This window comes from Saccharothrix variisporea, assembly GCF_003634995.1.
In the GTDB taxonomy this organism is placed as follows: domain Bacteria; phylum Actinomycetota; class Actinomycetes; order Mycobacteriales; family Pseudonocardiaceae; genus Actinosynnema; species Actinosynnema variisporeum.
Map to the genome: position 1 here is coordinate 4,601,664 of NZ_RBXR01000001.1, position 22,150 is coordinate 4,623,813.

The 22,150-nt window shown below is 74.4% G+C and carries 17 protein-coding genes; 14 read left to right on the forward strand and 3 right to left on the reverse strand.

All coding sequences use genetic code 11. From position 1 onward, the window contains the following. Nucleotides 1–16: 16 nt before the first annotated feature. Complete coding sequence (locus tag DFJ66_RS20500) at nt 17–1,111, reverse strand: RICIN domain-containing protein (RefSeq protein ID WP_121223294.1); 1,095 nt, start codon at nt 1,109–1,111, stop codon at nt 17–19. A 274-nt stretch (nt 1,112–1,385) separates the two neighbouring features. Further along, nucleotides 1,386–2,111: a GbsR/MarR family transcriptional regulator gene (locus tag DFJ66_RS20505; protein WP_121223295.1), complete on the reverse strand. Its 726-nt coding sequence runs from the start codon at nt 2,109–2,111 to the stop codon at nt 1,386–1,388. 246 nt (nt 2,112–2,357) lie between these two features. Between DFJ66_RS20505 and DFJ66_RS20510 the strand changes: the two genes are divergently transcribed. Both DFJ66_RS20510 and DFJ66_RS20515 read left to right on the forward strand, forming a co-directional pair. Beyond that, entirely contained in the window at nt 2,358–3,020 is a 663-nt protein-coding gene (locus DFJ66_RS20510; protein WP_121223296.1) for a DUF4097 family beta strand repeat-containing protein, read from the forward strand. 21 nt (nt 3,021–3,041) lie between these two features. Continuing rightward, on the forward strand, nt 3,042–4,100 hold the full coding sequence (locus DFJ66_RS20515; protein WP_121223297.1) for a serine hydrolase domain-containing protein: 1,059 nt from the start codon (nt 3,042–3,044) through the stop codon (nt 4,098–4,100). A 216-nt stretch (nt 4,101–4,316) separates the two neighbouring features. On the opposite strand, the gene DFJ66_RS20520 is transcribed toward DFJ66_RS20515, so the two are convergent. Continuing rightward, complete coding sequence (locus DFJ66_RS20520; protein WP_147459317.1) at nt 4,317–6,323, reverse strand: hypothetical protein; 2,007 nt, start codon at nt 6,321–6,323, stop codon at nt 4,317–4,319. 78 nt (nt 6,324–6,401) lie between these two features. On the opposite strand from DFJ66_RS20520, the gene DFJ66_RS20525 reads away from it, so the two are divergent. From DFJ66_RS20525 to DFJ66_RS45075, 12 genes are read left to right on the forward strand one after another with little or no spacing between them, the layout of a single operon-like run. Next, nucleotides 6,402–7,388, forward strand: a complete 987-nt coding sequence (locus DFJ66_RS20525) for a hypothetical protein (protein WP_121223299.1) — start codon at nt 6,402–6,404, stop codon at nt 7,386–7,388. Continuing rightward, nucleotides 7,381–10,851 carry a CHAT domain-containing protein gene (locus DFJ66_RS20530; protein ID WP_121223300.1) on the forward strand — a complete coding sequence of 1,157 codons (3,471 nt, stop codon included), beginning with the start codon at nt 7,381–7,383 and terminating at the stop codon, nt 10,849–10,851. Before DFJ66_RS20525 ends, DFJ66_RS20530 begins: the two co-directional genes overlap by 8 nt. Nucleotides 10,852–10,905: 54 nt before the next feature. Next, nucleotides 10,906–11,679, forward strand: a complete 774-nt coding sequence (locus DFJ66_RS20535) for a hypothetical protein (RefSeq protein WP_147459318.1) — start codon at nt 10,906–10,908, stop codon at nt 11,677–11,679. Further along, complete coding sequence (locus DFJ66_RS20540; protein ID WP_170199558.1) at nt 11,676–12,584, forward strand: hypothetical protein; 909 nt, start codon at nt 11,676–11,678, stop codon at nt 12,582–12,584. The genes DFJ66_RS20535 and DFJ66_RS20540 overlap by 4 nt, the downstream gene beginning before the upstream one ends. Next, nucleotides 12,581–13,018, forward strand: a complete 438-nt coding sequence (locus DFJ66_RS20545; RefSeq protein ID WP_121223303.1) for a hypothetical protein — start codon at nt 12,581–12,583, stop codon at nt 13,016–13,018. Before DFJ66_RS20540 ends, DFJ66_RS20545 begins: the two co-directional genes overlap by 4 nt. After that, a complete protein-coding gene (locus DFJ66_RS20550; RefSeq protein ID WP_121223304.1) occupies nt 13,015–13,836 on the forward strand; it encodes a hypothetical protein in 822 nt (273 codons plus the stop codon). Before DFJ66_RS20545 ends, DFJ66_RS20550 begins: the two co-directional genes overlap by 4 nt. Next, complete coding sequence (locus DFJ66_RS20555; RefSeq protein WP_121223305.1) at nt 13,833–15,005, forward strand: OmpA family protein; 1,173 nt, start codon at nt 13,833–13,835, stop codon at nt 15,003–15,005. Before DFJ66_RS20550 ends, DFJ66_RS20555 begins: the two co-directional genes overlap by 4 nt. Nucleotides 15,006–15,012: 7 nt before the next feature. After that, complete coding sequence (locus DFJ66_RS20560; protein ID WP_121223306.1) at nt 15,013–17,226, forward strand: serine/threonine-protein kinase; 2,214 nt, start codon at nt 15,013–15,015, stop codon at nt 17,224–17,226. Between the two features lie 18 nt (nt 17,227–17,244). Further along, on the forward strand, nt 17,245–18,543 hold the full coding sequence (locus tag DFJ66_RS20565; RefSeq protein WP_121223307.1) for a hypothetical protein: 1,299 nt from the start codon (nt 17,245–17,247) through the stop codon (nt 18,541–18,543). Next, nucleotides 18,540–20,471 (forward strand): AAA family ATPase, encoded by a 1,932-nt coding sequence (locus tag DFJ66_RS20570; RefSeq protein ID WP_121223308.1) that lies wholly within the window; start codon nt 18,540–18,542, stop codon nt 20,469–20,471. The genes DFJ66_RS20565 and DFJ66_RS20570 overlap by 4 nt, the downstream gene beginning before the upstream one ends. After that, entirely contained in the window at nt 20,468–21,031 is a 564-nt protein-coding gene (locus DFJ66_RS20575) for an FHA domain-containing protein (protein ID WP_121223309.1), read from the forward strand. Before DFJ66_RS20570 ends, DFJ66_RS20575 begins: the two co-directional genes overlap by 4 nt. Beyond that, a complete protein-coding gene (locus tag DFJ66_RS45075; protein ID WP_121223310.1) occupies nt 21,028–22,143 on the forward strand; it encodes a transporter permease in 1,116 nt (371 codons plus the stop codon). The genes DFJ66_RS20575 and DFJ66_RS45075 overlap by 4 nt, the downstream gene beginning before the upstream one ends. Nucleotides 22,144–22,150 lie beyond the last annotated feature (7 nt).

Consider the following 22,150-nt stretch of genomic DNA (forward strand, 5'->3'; position numbering starts at 1 on the left):
TCGAGAAGGACGCTGGTCAGAACTTCCACTGCTGGTTGGTCGCACCGGTGCAGGACCACAGGACGAGCTTGGTGCCGTTGGCGGTGCCGGCGCCGTAGGCGTCCAGGCAGAGGCCGGATTGGGCGCTGGTGATGGTGCCGTTCGAGTTGAGGTTCCACTGCTGGTTGGCGCCGCCTGTGCAGTCCCAGATGGCGGCTTGCGTGCCGTTCGTGGTTCCCCAGCCGTACGCGTCCAGGCACTTGTTGCCGTACACGACCAGCTGCTTGCTGGAGGTGTAGGTCCAGGACTGGTTGCTGCCGCCGTGGCAGTCCCACAGCTGGAGCTGGGTGCCGTTGGTCGTACTGGCCGCCGGGACATCCGCGCAGCGGCCTGACGGGACGCCTACCAGCTGCCGGGCGGCCGTGGGCGTGCCGATGGAGCCGGGTACGGACTGGAGGGCCTCGTACCACTTCGCGGCCATCTTGTCGTAGCCGCCGGCGGTGGGGTGGACGCCGTCGATCAGGTCGGCTGTGGTGAGTGCGGAGTGCATGTCGACCAGGCGCACGCGCTTGCCGGCGTTGGCCTTGCTCTGCACCATGCCGGGGATCGTGGCGTTGAAGTTGCGGGCGAGGGACTCCTGCGACGCGTTCGACAGCGGGATGATCGTCGCCACGAACACGTCGGCGTTCGGGACCGTTGCGGTGATCTTGTCCACCAACGCCGACAGGCGGGCCGGGGCGTTGGACACGTCGTAGTTCTGGAGCACGTCGTTGGTGCCGATGTGCAGGAGCACGGTCCGCGGGGTCGTGTTCCCCAGCCAGGAGACGATGTTCGCGTCGATCTGGTCGATGCGCCACCCCGGGTGGCCCTCGTGGTCGTGGTCGCCCAGGGAGTCCGGGCCGTTGAACTGCGAGCCGACGAGGTCCACGCGGTAGCCCCCGGACCCGAACCGCTGCCACAGCCCGATGCGGTACCCGCCCGGCACCTGCGTCCCCTCGGTGATCGAGTCGCCCAGGGGCATCACCCTGGTGCCGCCGTTGGATTCCGCGACCGCCGAGGGCGCGGTGGGCAGCAGTGCGGTGGCGAGCACCGCGGCGGCGCAGGCGATGAGCCGCCGTGACCTTGCCTGCATGACGAGCCTCCACTGAAATGTTTCGTGAGCGTTCACATTGGCGCGGTGGAGGGGTCGGCGTGTCAAGAGATTGATCCACTTGAGACGAACGGCGAGGTCGTCTCGATTCGCGTTACGGGCCAGTAGGTTTACCTGGTTGTCTTGATAGGGATACACAGTCTTGTGGGCCGATTGCCGTGGTGTTAGCGTTCACAGCACCAACCGCGCCACACAAGACCTGCGGGCGCGGGGTGGCTACCACGACGGCCCGCCCCGCGCCCGTTTCCACCACCGGTCACTCGGAACCGGCGTCCGGTTTGGCGTGGAGGATGGCTCGGGCTTGTTCGGCCGCCCGGACGATGCTCTCCGAGACGAAGTCCACGAACCGCGCGATGTTCTCCAAGCGGGCACCGGCCGGGGTGGTGGCACCGAGGACGCCGACGCCCCGGCGTGCCGCCTCCGCCATCGCGGTGGTGCCCCGGGCACTGGCCATCATGGACTGGTACCAGACGTCGTCGTCCACGACGTAACGCTCGCGGCGGCGCTCGTCGCGCTCGCGGCGGACCAGGCCCTGCCCCTCCAGGAACGCGATGGCCTTGGAGATCGACGCCGGGCTGACGTTCAGGCGCTGCACCAGTTCCGCCGCCGTGAGACTGCCTTCGTCGGTGGTGTAGAGGCACGTCATGACCCGCGCCATCATCTTCGGCGTGCCGGCCTGGATGAGGACCGTGGTGAACAGGTCTTCGTACTCGCGCACCGCCTCGGGGTCGCGCCCGTGGGCCGTGGGCACCACCCGCGGTCCGCGCGGTGTCGCCTGCCTGCGGCGGCGGGCACGGCGTTCGGTGGCGTGGTGGGCGAGGTCCGCGCGGTAGGCCGTGGGGCCGCCGTTGCGCATCACCTCGCGGGTGATCGTCGACGTGGGCCGGTCGAGGCTCCGGGCGATCTCGGCGTAGGCCAGCCCCTCGGCCAGGCCCAGCGCGATCTGCCGGCGCTCCTGCTGGGTGAGCCTGCCTCCGGGCATCCCGATCTCCTCCAAGGCTTGAAAGCCGGCGCAACGACCGGCGCACCATAGCGTTCATCGACATCTCATTGCAACGACAGCGCCGCCGTGTTGCGTTAGTCGACAGAGCCATTGCAATGATCTCGAGCTTCTGAGCTGCACATACAGCAAAACAGCGCAACAAGGTCGTTGCTCGATCCACGAACGCAACGTAGCTTTTGCGACGTCAGAAACACCGGCAACACCACACCGCAGGAGCTGGGAACAATGCAGAAGTTCGACACCACCGCCCCCATCACCGCCGTCCTGGACGTCCCCGCCGGCCACATCCGGTTCATCGCCGCCGACCGCGCCGACACCACCGTCGAGGTCCGGCCCGCCAACGCCGGCAAGAGCCGGGACGTCACGGCCGCCGAGCAGACCACCGTGGACTACCGCGACGGTGTCCTGCACATCACCACCACCGTCGACAACCAGCTCTTCGGACCCTCCGGCTACGTGGAGATCACCGTCGGCCTGCCCGCCGGGTCCCGCGTCGAGGCCAAGGCCGCCGCCGCCGACCTGCGCGGTGTCGGACGCCTGGGCGAGGTCGCCTTCGAAGGCTCCCAGGGCACCGTCAAGCTGGACGAAGCCGCGGGCGCCCGGATCACCGTCCAGGCCGGCGACGTGACGATCGGCCGCCTCACCGGCCCCGCCGAGGTCAGCACCGCCAAGGGCGACATCCGCGTCACCGAGGCCACCGCCGGCGACCTCGACCTCACCACCCAGGCCGGGAACATCACCGTCGACACCGCCCCCGGCGTCTCCGCCACCCTCGACGCCGGCACCAGCTACGGCCGCATCACCAACTCCCTCACCAACAGCGGCACCCCCGCGGTCACCATCCGCGCCACCACCGCCCACGGCGACATCACCGCCCGCAGCCTCTGACCACCCGAGGAGAACCGCACCATGAACCGCACCCGGCTCCAGCAGTCCATCCACGACATGGTCGACTCCGGCTTCACCGGCGTGACCCTGCGCGTCCACGACGAGCACGGCACCTGGGTCGGCACGGCCGGCGTCGGCGCGCTCGGCGAGAACTCCCCACCACCGCCGGACGGGCGGGTCCGGATCGGCAGCAACACCAAGACCTTCACCGCCGCCGTGGTGCTGGGACTGGTCGCCGAAGGCCGGCTCGGCCTGGACGACCCGGCCGCCGACCACCTGCCCGGGTTCGACCTCGACCGCCGGATCACGGTCCGGATGTTGTTGCAGCACACCAGTGGTGTCTTCAACTTCACCGGCGAGTACTTCGAGGACGGCACCGTCGTCCCGGGAATCCCGTGGCAGGGCAAGGAGTGGGTGGAGAGCCGCTTCGACACCCACACGCCCGAGGAGCTGGTCCGGTTCGCCCTGGCCAAGCCGGCGCGGTTCGAGCCCGGCGCGGACTGGAGCTATTCCAACACCAACTACGTCCTGGCCAGGCTGGTCGTCGAGCACGTCACCGGCCGCACGCTCGCCGAGGAGCTGCACCGCCTGGTCCTCGGCCCGCTCGGGCTGCACGACACCGTCGCGCCCGGCACCTCGCCCGAGATCGCCGAGCCGCACGCCCACGCCTACTACCGCTACGAGGACGACGGTGTGGCGAAGACCGTCGACGTCACCCGCCAGAACCCGTCCTGGATCTCCACCGGCGGCGACATGATCTCCACGACCGCCGACCTGCACACGTTCATCTCGGGACTACTGGGCGGCAAGCTCCTGCCGGCACTCCTGCTGGCCGAGATGTGCACGCCGCACCCGAAGGCCGGTTACGGCCTGGGCGTGTTCGTCCAGGAAACCGAGGCGGGCACGGTGATCAGCCACAACGGCGGGATCGCCGGCCACGGCGCGCTCATGTACAGCACGGCGGACGGCAGCAAGACCTTGACCGCCTCGCTGAACTACGTGGACGACGTCTCGATGTCGCTCGCCGGCGCGTTCCAAGAGGCGACCGCCAAGCTCGTCAAGGAGTTCTTCACCAGGTGACCCGCAGAATTGCGGGGGTGGGTGAAACGTCCGCGCCTTAGCATTCGATCCACGGGTCATGGCCGGACCGGACCAGTGCCGTGGGACCGTCCGGCGGGCGCGGACCACCCGCACCCGCCGGAGCCGGTTGCCTCACTTGCTGTCGTCTCCGTTGCCGCCACCGCTCATCGCCGATCACCTCCACCCCGGTATGGCGGCCCGGAACGGCGGCGTCCGTCAGGGACTGGTCGAGGAGGCGAGCAAGGTGGTCAGGCGCGAGCGGAGGGCGGTGACGGTGGCGTGGTACGACGAGTTCCCGTCGTCGGCGGCCGTCTTCAGCCAGCGCTCGACCAGGCGGATCAGCTCGTCGGCGGTGGACAGCGCCGGCTCCCGGTCCGGGGCCACGCCGGTCTCCACGGCCAGCAGCAGCACGGGCGCGGCGCGCAGCGCGACCAGGGCGTCGTCCAGGCGGGGGTGCAGGCGGCCCGGCGCGAAGGCGGGGTGGGCCAGGACCCGCTGGACCCAGTCGAACGCCGTGCGCACCCACTCCCCGGCCTCCGGGGAAGGCACCAGGACCGCCAGGGCCGCGGCGGCGTCGGCCGCCAGGTACAGGCTGCGCGCCAGCGGGCGGAAGTCGCGGTCGCGGTTGAACAGCCGGGTGCGGCCGGGGATCACCGAGTGGGTGAACAGGTGCAGGGACGCCCGCAGGTCGGCCTCGGAGTCCTTGTTGCCGCCCAGGAAGGCGGCGTAGTTGTGCAGTTGGAAGCTGAGCGCGCTGTGGTCCGCGTCGGGGGCGGACAGGTCCACCTCGACCGCCTCCGCGAAGGCCGTCCAGTAGCGGCGCAGGGCGTCGGTGAGCGGGGTGGACGCGAAGGGGCGCAACATGTTCAGCTCCACGCACGTCACCGCGAGCACGTCGGCGAGGGTGCCGCGGTCGAGCGCGTCGGACGCCAGGCACGCGTCGGCCGCGGCCAGGAGCGCCTCGACGGTGTCGGCACCGGCACGTCCGGTGTGGCGCTCGACGCCCGCCCGCTGCACGGCGAGGCGCAGGCGGGTCTCGGGCACCAGGGGATCACCAGCGTCCACAGTGGACAGAAGGGCCGCCACGCCGTCGAGGAGGCGGGCGAACTCCGGCCCGGTCACCCACGACGACGGGGCGAGCAGCCCCATCTGCCGCACGATCCCCATGGCCGCCAACACCACCGCCCGCCGCCCGAGCACCGGCAGCGCGGCGACCTCGGCCGGCGGGGGCAGCCGGACGGGACGGGCGATGGCGTCGGCCAGGGCGTCGGCGAACTCGTCCGGCCGCGCCAGCGACCCCGGGCCGTGCGCCCACGTCTCCACCAGCTCCCGCACCAGCCCCGACGACGGGACCATCGCCTCGACCACGGCCTGCCCCGGCTCGCGCTCGCTCACCCACACGTACCCGGCGCTGTCCGGGGAGCCCATGTCGACCATGAGGCTGATCAGCAGCTCCACCAGCCGGTCGCCCACCCCCGGACCGGTGCCGCGCCCCGCCGACGGCAGCGCGCCGGTGCTGTTCAGCCGGGCCACCGCGATGCCGTCGAGGAAGTCCAGGTCGCGCGGCCGGGTCACCGGGTCGTGCGCCTCCGGCGGGACGGCCCCGATCTCGCACCGGGCCTTGGGCCGCCCGGCCAGCCGGTCGGCCCACGGGAACAGGGGCGCGCTGAGCGACTCCCGCTGGATCGCCCGCGCCTTGACCGCCGCCACCACCAGGGCGGGCTGGGACCGGTAGACCTCGACCGCGGTGGCCGCCCACGCCGCGATCCACTGCACGGTCGGCAGCTCGCCGCCGTCGCCGGCGCGCAGCAGCGGGAGGGCCGCGGTGATGGCCTCGGTGACCGGCGCGAGCAGGACGTTCGTCGCGGTCAGCACGACGGCGGCCTTGGTGTCCGGGCCGAACCGGTTGACCGTGGCCGGGACGATCTCGTTGGGCAGCGTCCGGCCCGACGTGGGGACCACCGCCCGGTCGTGCACGACCCACTCGCCGTCGTGCTCCTGCTCGCGCAGGCGGGCCTGGGCCGCCCGGGTGGGCAGCGGCGCGCCGCGGGCGATCTCGGAGGCCGTGATGGTGGTGAAGTCGCAGACCCAGGTCAGCGGCCGGAACGGGTTCTGCTCCGAGGGCACGCCGAACAGCGGGGCCACCTTGCGGGCCAGCCGCGCGGGCACCAGCTCGGACCGCTTCTCGACCACCAGGGGCACGACCGCGGGCAGCAACGCCATCCGTTCCTCCACCTCTTCTCACGTCACGGTTCCATATACCGCTCACATAAGATCTTACGTAAGAGTAGAAAACTACCTATGAGCCTGCGGCAGACCTCACCCCTCTCGCCCGAAGTCGTCACCGCCGCCCTGTCCGAACTGCGCGGGTCCAGGGCCGCCCTCCACCGCAGCCACCTGGTCGCCCGCTGCGACCTGGGCCTGGCCATGCCGGGTCTGCGGTTCGGCAAGGCCGCCCCGGCGGCGGCGTTCGTGCTGTCCGGCGACTGCGTCTGCCGCGACCTGGTGGCCGACGTCCTGCACATCGTCTCGGTGTTCCTGACGGAGCACGGGACGGACCGCACCAACCTGGCCGGCGCGGTGCGGTCCCACGTGCGCAAGCGGGTCATCGACGTGTTCCGCGCCTACCGGGCCGACCGGGGTGCGCAGGTCAAGCCCAAGCAGGTCCGGCAGAACCGGTTCGGACGCGCCTTACCCGACGAGGAGCACCGGGCGGTGTTGGGCCACCTGGCCGACGAAGCCGGGTACTCCGCGCCCTTACCGGGCCACGGCTACCTCCTGCGCAGGCTCGCCGAGCGCTGTGCCGCCGAGTTCGGCGGGCCGGTGCCGTACTACCTCGAACGCATGCCGACCATGTTGCGCACCGTCAAGCGGGTGTGCAGCGCCGGGACCCGGGTCAACGTCGGCACCCGGACCAGTCCCGAGTACGTGACCTGGTACGACGCCTACATCGAACGGCCGTTGGGCCGCCGCCCGGACACCCGCGTGCTGTCCGACGAGGCCGCGTGGAGCACCGTGGCCGACCCGGACGCGACCCGCGCGTTCGACCTCGTCACCGACGCCGACCCCGACCCGGACACCGCCGTCGTGGCCGCGCTCGTGGACCGGGTGGCCGCCGTCGCCCCCGCCGACCAGCCCCGGACCGTCCGCACCGCCGTGCGCGCCCTCGCCAAGCGGGGCCTGCTGCCGCGCGACCGGGCCGCCGCCCTGCTGGCCGACCCGGACCGGCTGGACGACGTGCTGTCCCGGGCCCGCGAGGTCGTCGTCGCCGGAGGCCGCCGTGGCTGACGACGCCCTGGACGACGCTGCGGCCGACAACCCCGTGGTCGACGACGCCGTGGACGAAGCCCTGCACGAGCGGGCGCTGTACCTGGCCGGTGCGATCGAGGTCGCCCCCGAGCGCGTGGACCCGGTCGAGGCGGGCACGGTCGGCGCGGACCACCTGGACCGGTTCGTCGACGGCGGCGCGACACCGGAGGCCGTGGAACTCGGCGTGTTCCTGCTCGACTTCGCCCTCGCCCGCTCCCCCGAGCACGAGGACGCCGACCGCTGGCGGTACCGCGCCGGCGACGCGCTGTCCTTCCTGGCCGAGGAGACCGACTCCACCGCCCGCCTCGACGCGGCGATCGCCCACCTGACCGCCGTGGCCCGGACCACCGGCGACTTCGCCGACCCGGCCGCCGCCGAGCTCGCCGCCCTGACCGCGACCCGGCTGGCCGTCGCCGCCCGGGACGAGGACCTGGACGTCGACGCCGTGCGGCGGTTGACCGACGTCCTGGCCGAGCTGGACCCCGCCGACCCGGAGCGGGTGGACTTCCTGCTCCAGCGCGCCCTCGCCCACCGCTGGGCCTACCCGCGCACCCTCGACCCCGCCGACCTCGACCGGGTGGTCGACGGGATGGCCGCCGTGCTGCCCGAGCTCGAACCGGACGAAGAGGCGCGGGTCGAGGCGCTGGAGGCGCTCATCGCCGTCCACGAGGAGCGCTTCCTGCTCACGAAGTCGTTGGAGCCGTTGGAAGAGGCCCTCGCGACGGCCCGGGAGGCGCGGTCGCTGCTGGCCGACGACCCCGAGCGCGGGCCCGAGGCGCGGGCCATCGCCGCCGCCCTGGTGACCACCCGCTACTGGAACTCCGCCGACCACGACGACGCCGACCGCGACGAGGCCATCGCCGAGTACACCGCGCTGGACGCCGAGGTCGGGCTGGAGGACCGGCACGCCCGCAACTACGGCTTCCTGCTGTGCTTCCGCGGCGGCGTCACCGGGAACGCCGACGACCTCCGGGGCGGGATCGACGTCCTGGAGACCGTCGAGGAGGACTGGTACGCGGCCGGCACGATCGCCGAGGCCCACGAGGCCCTGGTCGCGCTCGACGGCCCGCACCACCTGTGGGACGCGATCGAGTGGGGCACGCGCGCCCTCACCCACCCCGCCCCCGACCCGGACGACGGGCTCGCGCTGCGGACCCAGCGGCTGGAGGCGGTCGAGGCGGCGGCCCGGCAGTTCGGGATCGGGGCCGTGCTCGACCGCTGCGACGCCCGTGCCGTGCTCGCCGACGCCGACACCGCCGTGCGCACCGGGACCGGGGCGGACCCGCAGGTCCGGGCGCGGCTGGCGGTGCGGTCGGTGGTGCTGCGGACGCAGTGGATGGCCGAGTTCCTCCCGGTCGGCGACCCCGACGCGCTGCGGGCGGCCGTGCAGGAGCAGATCGACCTGCTGACCGAGGTCAAGGCGACCTTGCCCGCGGCGGACCACGACGTCGTGCACGCCCTGACGAGCCTGGTGGACATCATGCGGCGCGCGTTCGTCGGTGACTCCGGCGGCGCGCCCGGTGCGGACATGGACGGCCTGGTGCGGGCGCTGCTGTCCGGCCCGGCGCCCACCGGCCCGCCCCCGGACGGTCCGCTGCCGCCGGAAACCGAGGCCGAGCACGCGATGACCGCCTACCTGCGCGCGGTCTACGAGCGGGCCGCGGCGGGCCAGGACCCGCGCGCGCTGATCGGCGACTTCACCGCGCTGGTGTGGCAGGTGGACGCGCTGCCGCCGTCCGAGCAGCGGGACCTCATGGAGCAGATGCTGACCAGCCTGTCCCGGATGGTCGGGCCGCCCGGCGGCTTCGACGGCTCGCTGCCCCGGCTCGGCGACACCGAGGACGGCGAGGTGGCCCGGCTGTTCGGGACCGCCGGCGCGTGGCGGGCGGCGGTGGAGGCCGGGGACTCGCGGCGGGCGCTGTGGGCCTACCAGGCGGTGGAGCGGGCCGCCGCCGGGGTGCGGCCGGGCGCGACGATGGAGGTCGCGGCGCGGATGGTGCAGGGGATGACCCGGGCCCGGCTGGGCGCGGTCGTGCCGACCGACCCGGCCGTGCTCGACGCCGACATCGCGGCGCTGGAGGCCGCGTGCCGGGACGGCGGCGGGGTGGACGCGGCGGTCGACCTGGGGTCGCGGCTGCGGCTGCGGGACCGGCCCGGCGACCGGGCGGCGAGCCGGGAGGCGGTGCTGGCGGCACTGGTCGCGGGTTCGGGGGACGGCGGCGCGGCCGGACCCGGGACCGGTGAGGTGGGGGACAACGTCACCGCGTGGTGCCTGGACGACGGTGCGGACGACGACCTGGTCCGGGTGCTGGAGGCGCGGCGGGCGGCTGAGGTGCGCGGCGGTGACGCCGTCGTGACCGGGCCGGACGAGGTCCGGCAGGGGTTGCGGGCGGCGGGTGCCGACGTGCTCGCGTACCTGGTGCCGGACTGCGGGGCGCACCGCGGCATGGCCGTGGTGGTGCCGGTGGACGGGCCGGTGCGGGTGGTCGGGTTGCCGGACCTGACGACCACGCCGCTGGCCCGGTTCGCGGCGACCCGGGACGCCCGGTTCGCCGACCCGAGACCGGCGACCGTCCGCGCGTGGCGGGCGTCGCTGTCCGACGTGTGCGCGTGGGCGTGGCAGGCGGCGGGTGCGGAGTTGGTGGCGGCGGCCGGGGGCGGGCGGCTGGTGCTCGTGCCGGTGGGGCCGTTGGGGTTGGTGCCGTGGCCGGCGGCGTGGCGCGAGGTGGACGGGCGGCGGCGGTACCTGGTCGAGGACGTCGAGGTGTCGTCGGCGCCGTCCGGGCGGGTGCTGGCCCTGGCGGCGGGCCGGGCCGCGGCGACGGGTGCGGCGGTGTTCGTGGGCAACCCGAACCGGGACGACGCGCCGGCGGCCGTGGCGGCGGAGGAACTGCGGGACTCGTTCCACCCGGACGGCCGGTTCCTCGGCGGGCACGGGCAGCCGCCCCGGCCGTGGCGGGTGGCCGAGGACGGCGCCGGCACGCCGGAGGAGGTCCGGGCGGCACTGGCGGGCGGGGTGTCCGTGCTGCACCTGGGTTGTCGCGCGGTGTCGGACGTCGACGCGCCGGACCGGTCCCGGGTCACGCTGCACGACGGCAAGCCGTTCGAGCTCGGGCCGCTCGACGCGGACCTGGTCACGCTGACCGGTCACGCGTCCACCGACGGGTCCCACGACGACGCCCGGACCCTGCCCGCCGCGTTCCTCGCGCTGGGTGCCCGGTCCGTGCTGGCGACCCGGTGGCCCGCCCCGACCGCGCACCTCGTGCACCTGGTGCACCAGCACTGGAAGGACTCCCCCGGCACCGCCCTGCGCACCGCCCAGCTGCGGGTGCTGGACCCGGCCTTCGACCGGTCGACCCTGCCGCCGCACCTGCACGACATGGTGCCGCCGGATCCGGCCGAGATCGAGCACTGGGCCGCGCTCGCGCACTTCGGGCGGTGAGCGGTGAGTCCACAAAGGACAGGACGGGGCAGCCGTCCGTCAGACAGGGGTGTGGTGGAGAACGTGCTGTGGGCGCTCGCGGTGGCGCTCGCCGTCGCCTTACTGGTCACCGCGGGCACGTGGCCGATCGCCGTCCGGCGCCGGCGCGAGCACGCGGCGCTGGTGCGCGACGCCGTGGCCCGCATGTGCGCGCAGGACCGGCCCACACGGTTGTGCCGGCTCGCCCGGGACGTCGTGGAGGTGCTCGTGCGCCAGGACCAGGGCGCGGAGGTGCTCGGGCGCACGCCGGACGCGGACGTCGACCGGCTGGTGAACCGCGCCGAGGACGCGGCACTGCTGGTGTCCGCCGAGGCCGTCAGCGCCCCGCACCCGTTGGGGCGCAAGCAGAAGCGGCCGGACGACAGCACGTGGCAGGTGGCCGGGAAGGTGCCGCGCGTCGCCGACCACGATGAACTGACCGACCTGTGCGCACGAATGCGCGGGACAGCTCGACGCCGCATCGCGCGCGCCCGGCTGGTGCTGGCCCAGGCCGAACGGGTCACCGAGGACGAGCAGTGCCGGGAACGGCTGCGCGTCGCGTTCGAGCACGCCGACGAGCAGGTGCGGGCCGCCGGCGACCTCGCCGACGCGGGTGACGTGCTCGCCGCGCTGCGGGCGCTGACACGGGTGGAACTGCCGGTGCCCGAGGACGGCGTGCCCGGCCAGGCCGACACACCGGACCTGCGCGCGCAGGTCAACGCCCTGGCGCGGCTGGCGTTGCGACACCTGGCGGCGGTCGCGGCGCACCGGGGCGGCCGGCTGGTCACCGGAGCCGAGGAGGGGTCGTGAGCGACGACGAGGAGCTCGTCTACCGGCGGCGCGAGCGGCTGGCGGACCGGTGGCGCGGGCGGCGGGACGGCCGCCGGCGGCACCCCGCGTACAGCGACCTCGTGGCGATGGCAGACGACGAGCGCATGATCACCGCGCCGCACCCCGAGAGCCTGATCCGGCAGTCCCTGCGGCGCATGGAGACGGAGCTGGTGCGCTTCGAGGCGCGCACCGCCGGCGACCGCGCGACCCTGGCCCGGCTGCGCTCGGAACTGGCCGCCGCCGCGGTCGGGCTGGAACGCGGGACCGCCGCCGTCGCCCGCGCCGAGGCCGAGCTGGACGAAGCCGAGCTGCGCCCCCGCAACCACACCGAACTGCTGCCGGAGAACCGGGCCGTGCTGCTGAGCCGGCGCGACGAGATGCGCAACCGGCGCATCGCGGCGGCCCGCGGCGAGGAGGCCGCCCAGTTCGCCGCGCTCAACGCCCTCGCCGCGCGGATCGAGGCGGTCAAGGAGCAGATCCGCACCGAGTTCGTCCTGGCCCAGAACCGGGCGCGGTGGGAGGGCGCGCACTGCGCCGTCCGGGTCGCCGCCTACTGGGAGCACGTCGTGCTGGTGCACCCGGAGGGCACGTACCTGACGCCGCTGCTGCGGTTCGCGGCCCAGGAGCTGCCGTCGTGGGTGACCACGCCGCCCGACGCCGACCCCGCCGACCTGGGGCGCGGGCCGTTCGAGTCGCACCGGGTGGCCCAGCGGCTGGAGACACCGCCCCGCCTGGACCGCCGCCGACGCCGCACCGGACGCCTATACCGCGCCGACCACGCTGATCTCGTCGATCACCCCGACCGCGCCGACCACGTCGACGGCGCCGATCACCCCGACCGCGCCGGGAGCGTGGACACCGAGGAAGTCGAGGGCACCGCATGAAGTCGCTGCCGATGCTGCGGGCTTCGCTCGCCCTGCGCCGGGTCCGCGCCCGCCTGCCGCACCTGCGGGCCACCCGGGACCCGGAACTGGACCTCACCACTGTGCGCGACCGGCTCGACGAGATGCTAGACCGGGTCACCCCGACCACCGCGTGGCAGGCCGGCCGCCTCCTGGAGTCCTTTGTGGACACCCACGTAGCCGATTGGCTGGCCAGGGCCAAGGTGCACCACGAGACCCTCGCCGCCGAACTGGACCTGCTCGCCGTCCGGGTCACCGAGGTCCGCGAGCTGTACCAGGTGCACCACGAGGACCAGACCGGCGTGCTGGACGACCTGGAGGGCGCGGTGTCGCACGCGCTGGAGCGGGTCAGCGACCCCGACGCGCCCTACTACGAGCCCGAACCCCGCAAGCAGCGCAGAGGGGGCAACCGATGACCGCACCGCGGACCCCGGGCGTGGTCCGGCGCCGGCCGGTGATCCACGGCGACCCGTCGCAGATCGTCGGTCCGCCGTGGACCGCCGGGCTGTACTACTTCGTCCTGCTCGCCGCCGCCGGCGTGGACGTCGTGACCTTCCACCAGGTGCTGATGGCGGCCGTGGACGAGAAGGAGCTGTTCCTCTGGGTCATGGTCGTCGGGTTCACCGTGGTGTGCCTGGCCCTGTCCCACACGGTCGGCCAGCAGGCCAGGCAGGGCGTCGCCACCCGGCACGTCGTCGGCGCGCGCACGGCCGCGCTGCTGTGCCTGGCGGGCTGGCTGGCGCTGGGCGTGGCGGCGTTCGTGTTCCGGTGGAACTACGCGGGCACGGACGCCGGCTCCTCGATCTCCATCGTCATCGAGGGGCAGGAGACGACCGGCGGCGCCGAGGCCGACGCGCAGGAGCGGCACCTGTCCGCCCTGCTGTTCCTGTCCCTGTACGTGGCCACCGGGCTGGTGTCGGGCGTCGCCGGGTACCTGCGGCACAACCCCGCCGCCCGCCAGTACGCCCGCGCGCTGGCCCGGCGGTCGAAGGCGGCGGCCAAGCAGGCCCGGATCCAGTCCAAGCTCGCCGCCGCGACGGAGCTGGGCGAGGCGATCGACCGGGCCCGGCGGCAGCGCGAGGCCGACTGGGCCGCGCTGGAGGTGCGCTGCCGGGCGGCGGCGGACCGGTTGAAGGACGAGACCAGGTTGGCGCTGCTGGAGAAGGTCGGCCCGCCCGCGCTGCCGGGACCCGCGACGACCGACCGGCGTGCCGAGGGAGAGGACCCACGATGACCCACCGCCGAACCCGTCGTGTCGTGACGGGCTGCCTGGTGCTGGCGGCGCTCGCCGCGTGCTCCACGGCGTCACCACCCGCGCCCCGGCTGCCGGCGGGGTGCCCGGTCGACGCCGGGCAGGCGTTGACGCTCGTCGTCGGCGCCCGCATGGGCAGCCCGCGGCCGACGCTGCCCGGCGAGGTCGAGGGCCTGGTGGAGGTGGCCGCCCGCAGCGAGCGGAAGGTTCAGGTGGTCCGCGTGGACGGGCAGCCGACCGTGGCGCTGGCCGCGGACGTCCGGATCACCGGCAAGAACGAGACCCAGCGCGAGAAGCAGGTCAGCGAGCTGGTGGGCAAGGTCAAGGCGTTCGTCGAGCAGCTGGAGCCCAAGCAGGCGGAGGCCGACGTGCTCGGGGCGCTGGCCGAGGCGGCGCGGGTGACCCCGGAGGGCGGGACGGTCGTGCTGGTCGACTCGGGCCTGGCGACCGCCGGCGCGGTGTCGTTCCGCGAGGAGGGCATGTGGGGTGCGAACCCGGGTGAGGTGGCGGCTTTCCTGGCCGCCCAGCGGTTGTTGCCGGGGTTGACCGGGCGGTCGGTGCTGCTGGTCGGGCTCGGCGGGACCGCCGATCCGCAGCCGGCGCTCAACGAGGACCTGCGGGGGCGGGTCGGGAAGCTGTGGCGCGAGGTGGTGACCAAGGCGGGGGCGACGTGCTCGGGTGAGCTGGCGATCCCCTCGCGGCGGGACGCGTTCCCGACGACCGTGCCGGTGACCGTGGTGAAGCTGCCGGAGGAGCCCAAGCCGGTGCCGTGCGGGACGACGAAGCTGGAGGACAGCGGGTCGGTCGGGTTCGTGCCGGACACGGCGGACCTGCGCGACCCCGCGGCGGCGGACCGGACGCTCCAGTCGCTGGCCGGCGTGGTCGCGGGCGGGGCGCAGCGGGTGACCCTGGTCGGCAACACCGCCGGTGGAGGGCCTGCGGCGGGGCACGTCGAGCTGTCCACGCGGCGGGCGGAGGCGGTGAAGTCGATCCTGGTGCGGTTGGGCGTGCCGGCGGACCGGATCGCGACCCGCGGCGACGGCAACAGCGGGCCGTACCACGAGAACGACCTCGGGCCGGACGGCGTGCTCATCCCGGCGGCGGCGGCCCGCAACCGGTCGGTGGTGGTGGAGCTGTCGTGCCCGCAGTGAGGACGGCATGACGGCACCGGACGCCGGGACCGAGCTCGACCCGGGGCGGGTGCGGCCGGACCACGAGCCCGACACCGAGCTCGACCCCGGCCGCACCGCCGTCGGGACCGGGTGGGCGCGGGTGCTGCCCGCCGGGTTGGCTCAGCGGTTCGAGGTGGTGCGGGACCTCACCGGGTCGGGGCGGCAGGGGGACGTCTACCTGGTCCGGGTGCGGGACACCGACGAGCAGCTGGTGCTCAAGGCGCACCGGCCGGGGTGGCGGCTGGACGAGCGGGTCGTGGACCTGCTCGTGCACGGCCGTCCCAGCCGGCACGTCGTGGCCGTGCACGAGGTCGGCGAGGAGGACGGCCGCTGGTACGAGGTCATGGAGCACCTCGCCGGCGGCACGCTGGCCGAGTGGCGACGGCGACATCCGGCCGGTGTGGACAGCGCGGTGCTGGTGGAGGTGGTGCGACAGCTCGCCGAAGGGCTGGACGCGCTGCACCGGGCCGGGGTGGTGCACCGGGACGTGAAGCCCGCCAACCTGTTGATCCGCGCGCTGGACCCGCTGGAGCTGGTGATCGCCGACCTGGGGATCAGCCGGCACCTGCCGGACGGCGAGGACTTCACCGCGGCCAACGAAGTCGGCACCGTGCCCTACGTGCCACCGGAGTTCATCAGCGGCGGCCGGATCGTGCCCGCGTTCGACTGGTGGTCCCTGGGCGTGACCGTGCTCGAGCTGGCCACCGGGCACCGCCTGTTCGAGGGCGTGGACGACGTGCGGGTCCTGCGCGCCCGGATCGGCACCCGCCCGATCCGGGTGGACGTCGCCGACGACCGGGTCCGGCTGCTGTGCTCGGGCCTGCTCGCGATGGCCCCGGAGGACCGGTGGGGTTCCGCCCAGGTCGCCGAGTGGCTGGCGGGCGGGTCGCCGCCGATCGCGGCGGTACCCGTGACGACCGCCGAAGAGGCCACCGAACCGTACGTCTACCTGGGCGAGGAGTACCGGGCGCGGGACCTGCTCGCGGCCACCATGACGGAGAACTGGGGCGTCTCGCGGGCGTGGCTGTTCGGCGACGACCCCAAACCGCTGCGCCGGCTGCACGAGTGGCTGGAGCAGTTCCCCGGACTCCCCGAGCGGCGCCGGCCGGGTCGCCGGGAGACCGAGGACGTCAAGCTGCTGCACGAGTTGCGGGCCGTCGACCCGACGCACCCGCCCTGGTACCGGGGCTGGAACATCACCCCCGCCCGGCTGCCCGAGCTGGCCGACGAGGCCGTGCGGGGCGTCGGCGCGGCCGGCGAGGTCGTCCACGACCTGTGGCGGGCGGACCTGCTGCCGCTGCTGGCCACCGGCAGGCCCGCGTCCGGGGCGGGTGGCGGTGACGGGCTGGCCGGTGTGCGGGAGCGGTGGCACCGCGCGGAAGCCGAGTCGCGGACGCTCGCGGCGGCCGTGCCCGACGCCGGCGCGCGCGCCGAGGTGCAGCGCGTCCTGCGGCAGGACCGGACCTACGCGCTGTCGCTCGCCCTGCTGGCCGCCACCGCGACCGGCGCGCACCGCCTGGCCCTGCGTCGCACGTTGGACGAACAGGACCGCGAGCTTCGGCTGCCGTGGTTCTCCGACCTGGTCGCGCGCGCCGAGTACCAGTGGATCGCCTTCGCCCTCATCCCGCACGCCACGCGCGAGTCGGCGCGGATCGAGGCCGAGCGGGCGCAACGGGAGGCGTACGAGAAGTGGATAGCGCGCACCGAGCGGCAGCGGGAGTGGTCGCGGCGGCAGAACCGGCCGCAGGCGCTGGGGTACGCGGCCACGGGGGTCGCGGCGGTCGCGGTGGCGTTGTTCGCCCTGGTGGGGTTCAGCGACGTGGCCGGGGTCGCGTCGGATGCGCAGGTGCTGGACGCGTGGTTCGCGGTGGTGGCCGCGCTCGCCGTGGTCACGGTGGCGGAGTCGCTGCTGGCGTGGGACGCCGGCGGCCGGTTCCACCCGGCCTACTCGTTCCTGGGTGCGGGGGCGATGGCGTTGGGGCGGGTGGCGCGCGGGTTGATCGCGCGGCGGATCGCGGTACCGGTGGTGCTGGCGTTCCTGGCGGTTCTGGGGCTGGTGACGGTGGTGCGGCCGGTGGTGGCGCCCGCTGTGGTGGCGGCGGTGACCGTGGCGTGGGCGGTGCAGCGGCACCTGGCCTGGCGCGCGCAGGACCGGCGGGAACGGGACCTCGTGGCCGACGCCCGGTCGGTCCGTCAGTAGTCGGCGAGGGAGGAAGCGATGAGTTCAGGTGGGATCGTCCTCGCGCCGCTCGCGGTGCCCGTCGTGGCAGCGGGAGCGGTCGTGGTCGCGGGCGCCGTCGCGGTGGGCGCGGTCGCGGTGCTCGCGGCTCGGGCCGCCAACGCCGCCATCGAGGGCTCGGTGCGCGCCCTCGGGAACTACGGCGAGAAGCTGGAGGCGGAGGTCGCCGGGCTGGAAGCGGCGGCGGCCGACGCCCGCCGCTGGGAGGTGGCCGCCGCCGACGTCGTCGCCGTGAACGCCCGCATCCGCCTGCTGCGCGAACGGGCCGCCGGCACGACCGTGGACGTCCCGGCCCCGCTGCGGCTGGGCGCGAGCCGCGACCCCGTCGAGCTGGGCCGCTGGGTCGGCGAGGTCCAGGTGGAGCTCGCCCGCGCCCAGGAAGCCCTGGACGCCTTGGTGCCGCTGCCGGAGCTCGTCATCGAGAAGTCCACCGTGGACACGCGGATGGCCGACGCCCTGGCGAGCCACCGGGAGGCGTTGCGCCGCCGGTACGCCACGGCGGTCGCCGCCGCGCCCGAGCCGGTCTCCCCCGGCGCGGTGGAACGGGTCCTCGCCCTGCTCGACCCGGACGCGAGCACCGACGAGCGGTCCGCCGCGCTGTCCGCCGCCGCCCTGGTCACCGCCCACCCGCACGAGCAGGACGTCTACCTGGCCGCCCTGCGCCGCCGGATCACCGCCGAGATCAACCCGGCGGTCGCACGCCGGAGGCTGGCCGCGAGCTGGGTCGAGGCCCTGGAAGGCGACCCGCTGGGCGAGGTCCTGGCCGGTGCGCGACCGCCCGCCGGCCTCGAAGGCACCGCAGACGAGCTGCGCGCGGTCGTGGCCGGGACCCGCGACCTCACCGCCCGGCTGCGCGCGGACGCGGTCCGGCTGGTGGAGTGGGCCGAGGAGACCGCTCAGCGGGCCTTCGTGTGCGAGCTGGTCAAGCACCACCTCACCGACCTGGGCTACCAGGTGGAGGACACCTTCGAGGTGCGCCACTCCGCCGGCCTGCGGCTGACCCGCGCCGACTGGTCCGGCGAGCACGTCGCCGACGTGTGGGTGGACGCGCACGCCACCGTCCACGGCCAGGTGCTGCGCGAGGTCGCGGGCGCCGGCGACGACGCCCGGATCACCGACCGGGAGCGCTGCGACACGTTCGCCGACGACCTGGAGGCGGTGGCCGGCCGGGTGCCACAGGCCCAGGTGGTGGTGGACCGCACCGCCGCCCTGCCGGTCCGCACCGCCACCGACGCCACGACCGCGACCGGGCAGCAGCAGAAGAGGCGGGCGCGATGACCGACACCGCCCAGCGCTCCGGCCGGTTCCTGCCCGAGTTCCCGGCGTTCGTCAACGAGATCGCCGGGACGCTGGCCGTGCACGCCCAGTACGTGCTGCACGGCAACCTGCGCGACCAGTTCCTGGTCACCCCGCCCGGCGGGCACCCGGAGATCCTCACCCTGCTGCCCCTGCTGTGGCGGGCGTTGCGCCCCTTGGGTTTCGAGGCGCTGATCACCTACGACCAGGTGGACGGCGTGGGCGTGTTCCCGCCCGAACCGGCCGCCCTCCAAGCCGCCGAACGGGTGCTGGGCGCCCGCGTGGTCGGGCGGCGGCCGTCGCTGGAACGCCTGCGCGTCCACCTGGCCAAGGCGGTCGGCGTGCCCGAGCAGCCGCCGCTGGAGAGCGAGGGGTCGCCCGCCGAGCGACCCCCGGTCGCCCGGCCCGCCGCCCGGGTCGCCGTGGTGGTGGACCACGCCTCCCGACTGACCCGCGTGCCCGGCCAGCTCGACCAGAACGAGCGGGACTTCTTCCTGTACTGCCGCAAGCTCGCGCTCACCGCGCCCCCGCTGTCCTTCGGCGGCGACCGGCCGGCCGAGCTGCACAACCCGGTGCTGTGGCTGGTCGAGGGCGAACGCGACCTGCCCGCCTGGCTCACCGCGGGCGTCGAGGCGTTCCGCACGGTCGCCGTGGGCCTGCCGACCCTGGACAACCGGCTGGACATGGCCCGCCTGCTGGTGCCCGTGTTCCCAGCGTCCACATCGGACAGCCCGACCCGGATCGAGCCCGCCGAGGAGTTCGCCAACCGGACCGAGGGCCTGACCCTGGAGTCCATGCTGCGCATCGCCCGGCTGGCCCGCGACCGCGGGCTGGGCCTGGACCGCATCGCCGACGCCACCCGCGTCTACAAGCTGGGCGTGGACGACAACCTGTGGCGGCGCGGCAGCGTGCGGGCGCAGATCACCAAGGGCGAGCAGGTGATCTCCGGCCTGGTCAAGGGGCAGGAGCGGGCGGTCGCCAAGACGCTGGACATCCTCAAGCGGGCCGCGCTGGGCCTGTCCGGGGCGCAGGCGAGCACACCGGGGTCGCGGCCGCGCGGGGTGCTGTTCTTCGCCGGGCCCACCGGCGTCGGCAAGACCGAACTGGCCAAGCAGGTCGCCGAGGTGCTGTTCGGCGACGCCCAGGCCTACCTGCGGTTCGACATGAGCGAGTTCGCCGCCGAGCAGGCCGCCGACCGGCTCATCGGCGCGCCGCCGGGGTACGTCGGGTTCGAGGCGGGCGGCGAGCTGACCGGGGCGGTGCGGAGGCGGCCGTTCCAGGTGGTGCTGTTCGACGAGATCGAGAAGGCGCACCCGCTGGTGCTGGACAAGTTCCTGCAGATCCTGGAGGACGGCCGGCTCACCGACGGGCAGGGCGTGACCACGTACTTCTCCGAGTGCGTGCTGATCTTCACGTCCAACCTGGGCATCATCGTCACCGACCCGGACACCGGTGCCCGGCGGCGGATCGTGGACCCCGGCATGCCGTACGCGGAGCTGGAGGCCAAGGTCAAGGCCGCCATCCGGGACCACTTCACCACCAAGCTGGCCCGCCCGGAGCTGCTCAACCGCTTCGGCGACAACATCGTGGTGTTCGACTTCATCAGCCCCGCCACGGCGGCCGGGATCTTCGGCGCGCAGCTGGACAACATCGCCGCCCGCGTCCACTCGGAACTGGGGCTGTCCCTGGAGTTCACCGACGCCGCCCGCGCGCAGCTGGCCGCCGCGTGCACCGCCGACCTGGAGAACGGGGGCCGCGGCATCGGCAACCTGCTGGAGAGCAACCTGGTCAACCCGCTGGCCCGGGTGCTGTTCGACGAGGACGTGCAGCCGGGCGCGCGGGTCCTGGTCACCGGGCTGCACGCCGGGGAGCAGGGTCCGGTGCTGTCGGCCCGGGTGGGTGCGCCGTGAGCAAGAAGTGCCCGGTCGACCCGGACGAGGTGTTCGACGACGCGGAAACCCTGTGCCGGGTGCACGTCCGGCCGCTGGTGGTCGTCGCGGACGAACCCCCGGTGGTGGCGGTGCCCGCCGAGGGGGGCGAGCAGCGCGAACCGTGGTCGATCGACGTGTGCTGGCACTGCGGCACGCCCTCGCCGCACCCGGACAACCGGGCGTGCCTGCGCCCGGACTGCCGCCGCTCGCTGACCCCGCCCGCGCTGCACGTCCGGTTCCGCGACGGCGAGGTCGAGCTGGATCCCGGCGAACGCGTCGAACTGGGCCGCCACGGACCGCACGGCCGGACGTTCCGGGACTTCCCCAACGTCTCCCGCCGGCACGCCGTGCTCGGGGTGGACGCCGACGGGCGGGCGTGGGTGGAACCGCTGCGCACCCCCAACGGCACCTTCCTCAACGGGACGGAACTGCCCGAGTCGGTCGGCCGGACGCTGCTGTCCGGCGACACCGTCCGGCTCGCCCGGCACGCCGAGGGCACCGTCACCCTCTACGACCGCACGAGCGGAGGCGCCCGGTGAGCGTCCTGTCCCCCTGGCGGCGGGCGCGCACGCCGGCCGCCGAACTCCCCCGGCCCGTCGTCGAACCCCGCACCCCCGCCGCCCTGCTCATCGCCCAGGCCGAGGCCCAAGCCCAGAAGGACGCCCAGCGGCACGTGCGGGACAGCTGGTCGTTCGGCGGACCGGACGAAGGGCCGTCCGAGGCGTTCGACCCCGAGTACGTGGTAGCCCTGCGGCGGCTGTGCGACGCGGCCGTCCAGTCGGCGCTGGAACGGCACGCCATCACCCGCGACCGGACCGCCCACCTCCGGGCGCAGGCCGAGGAGGCGGACCGGCTGATGGTCGCCGCCCGGTCGCAGATGGACCGGCTCGCCGCCGACACCGCCCGGCGCGAGACGGCGGCCGAGACGCCCGAAGCGCCCGAGGACCGGGTGCCCGACGACGACCCGGTGTGGGAGGGCGAGACCGTCGCGCTGCCGGCGGTGTGGCGGTTGGTGATCATGCTGGGGCTCGTGGTCGCCCAGGTTCCGGTGCACTACCTGGTGTTCCGGCACTTCCTGGCCGGGCGGGTGGAGGCCGGCGCGATCTGGGCGGTGTGCGCGTCGATGGCGGTGTTCCTGGTGGCCGGGCCGCACGTGACCGCGTTGCTGGTGCGGGCGCGGCAGGCCACCGGCACCGAGCGCCGGCTGACCCTGGTCGTGTGGGTGACCGGCGTGTTCTGGGCGCTGGTGGTGGCGGTGATGGGGTTGTTGTGCGGGTCGGTGCTGGAGCTGGAACGCGACCAGCTCGTCCCGTTGAACCTGACCGCCACCACGGTGGTGTTGATGTTCGTGGGCGGGCTCGTGGTGGCGGGGGCGTTGGCGTTCATGCTGGGACTGTCGCGGCGGCACCCGTTCCAGGAGGCGTACGCCCGGCACCGGAGGCGGCGCGACGAGGCCGAGGCGGCGCGGCGGGCGCTGGTGGACCGGCTCAACCCCGAGCAGACCGACGGTGAGGGACCCGAGGCGCTGGTGCGGGCGGTGCGGGCGGCGTACGCGGCGGCGGAGGAGGCGTACTTCGCGGCGCTGACCCAGGCGGTCGGCGACCCGAGCTTCACCGAGGCAGTGCAGCACCGGCGCGGGTTGCGACTTTGAGCGCGTT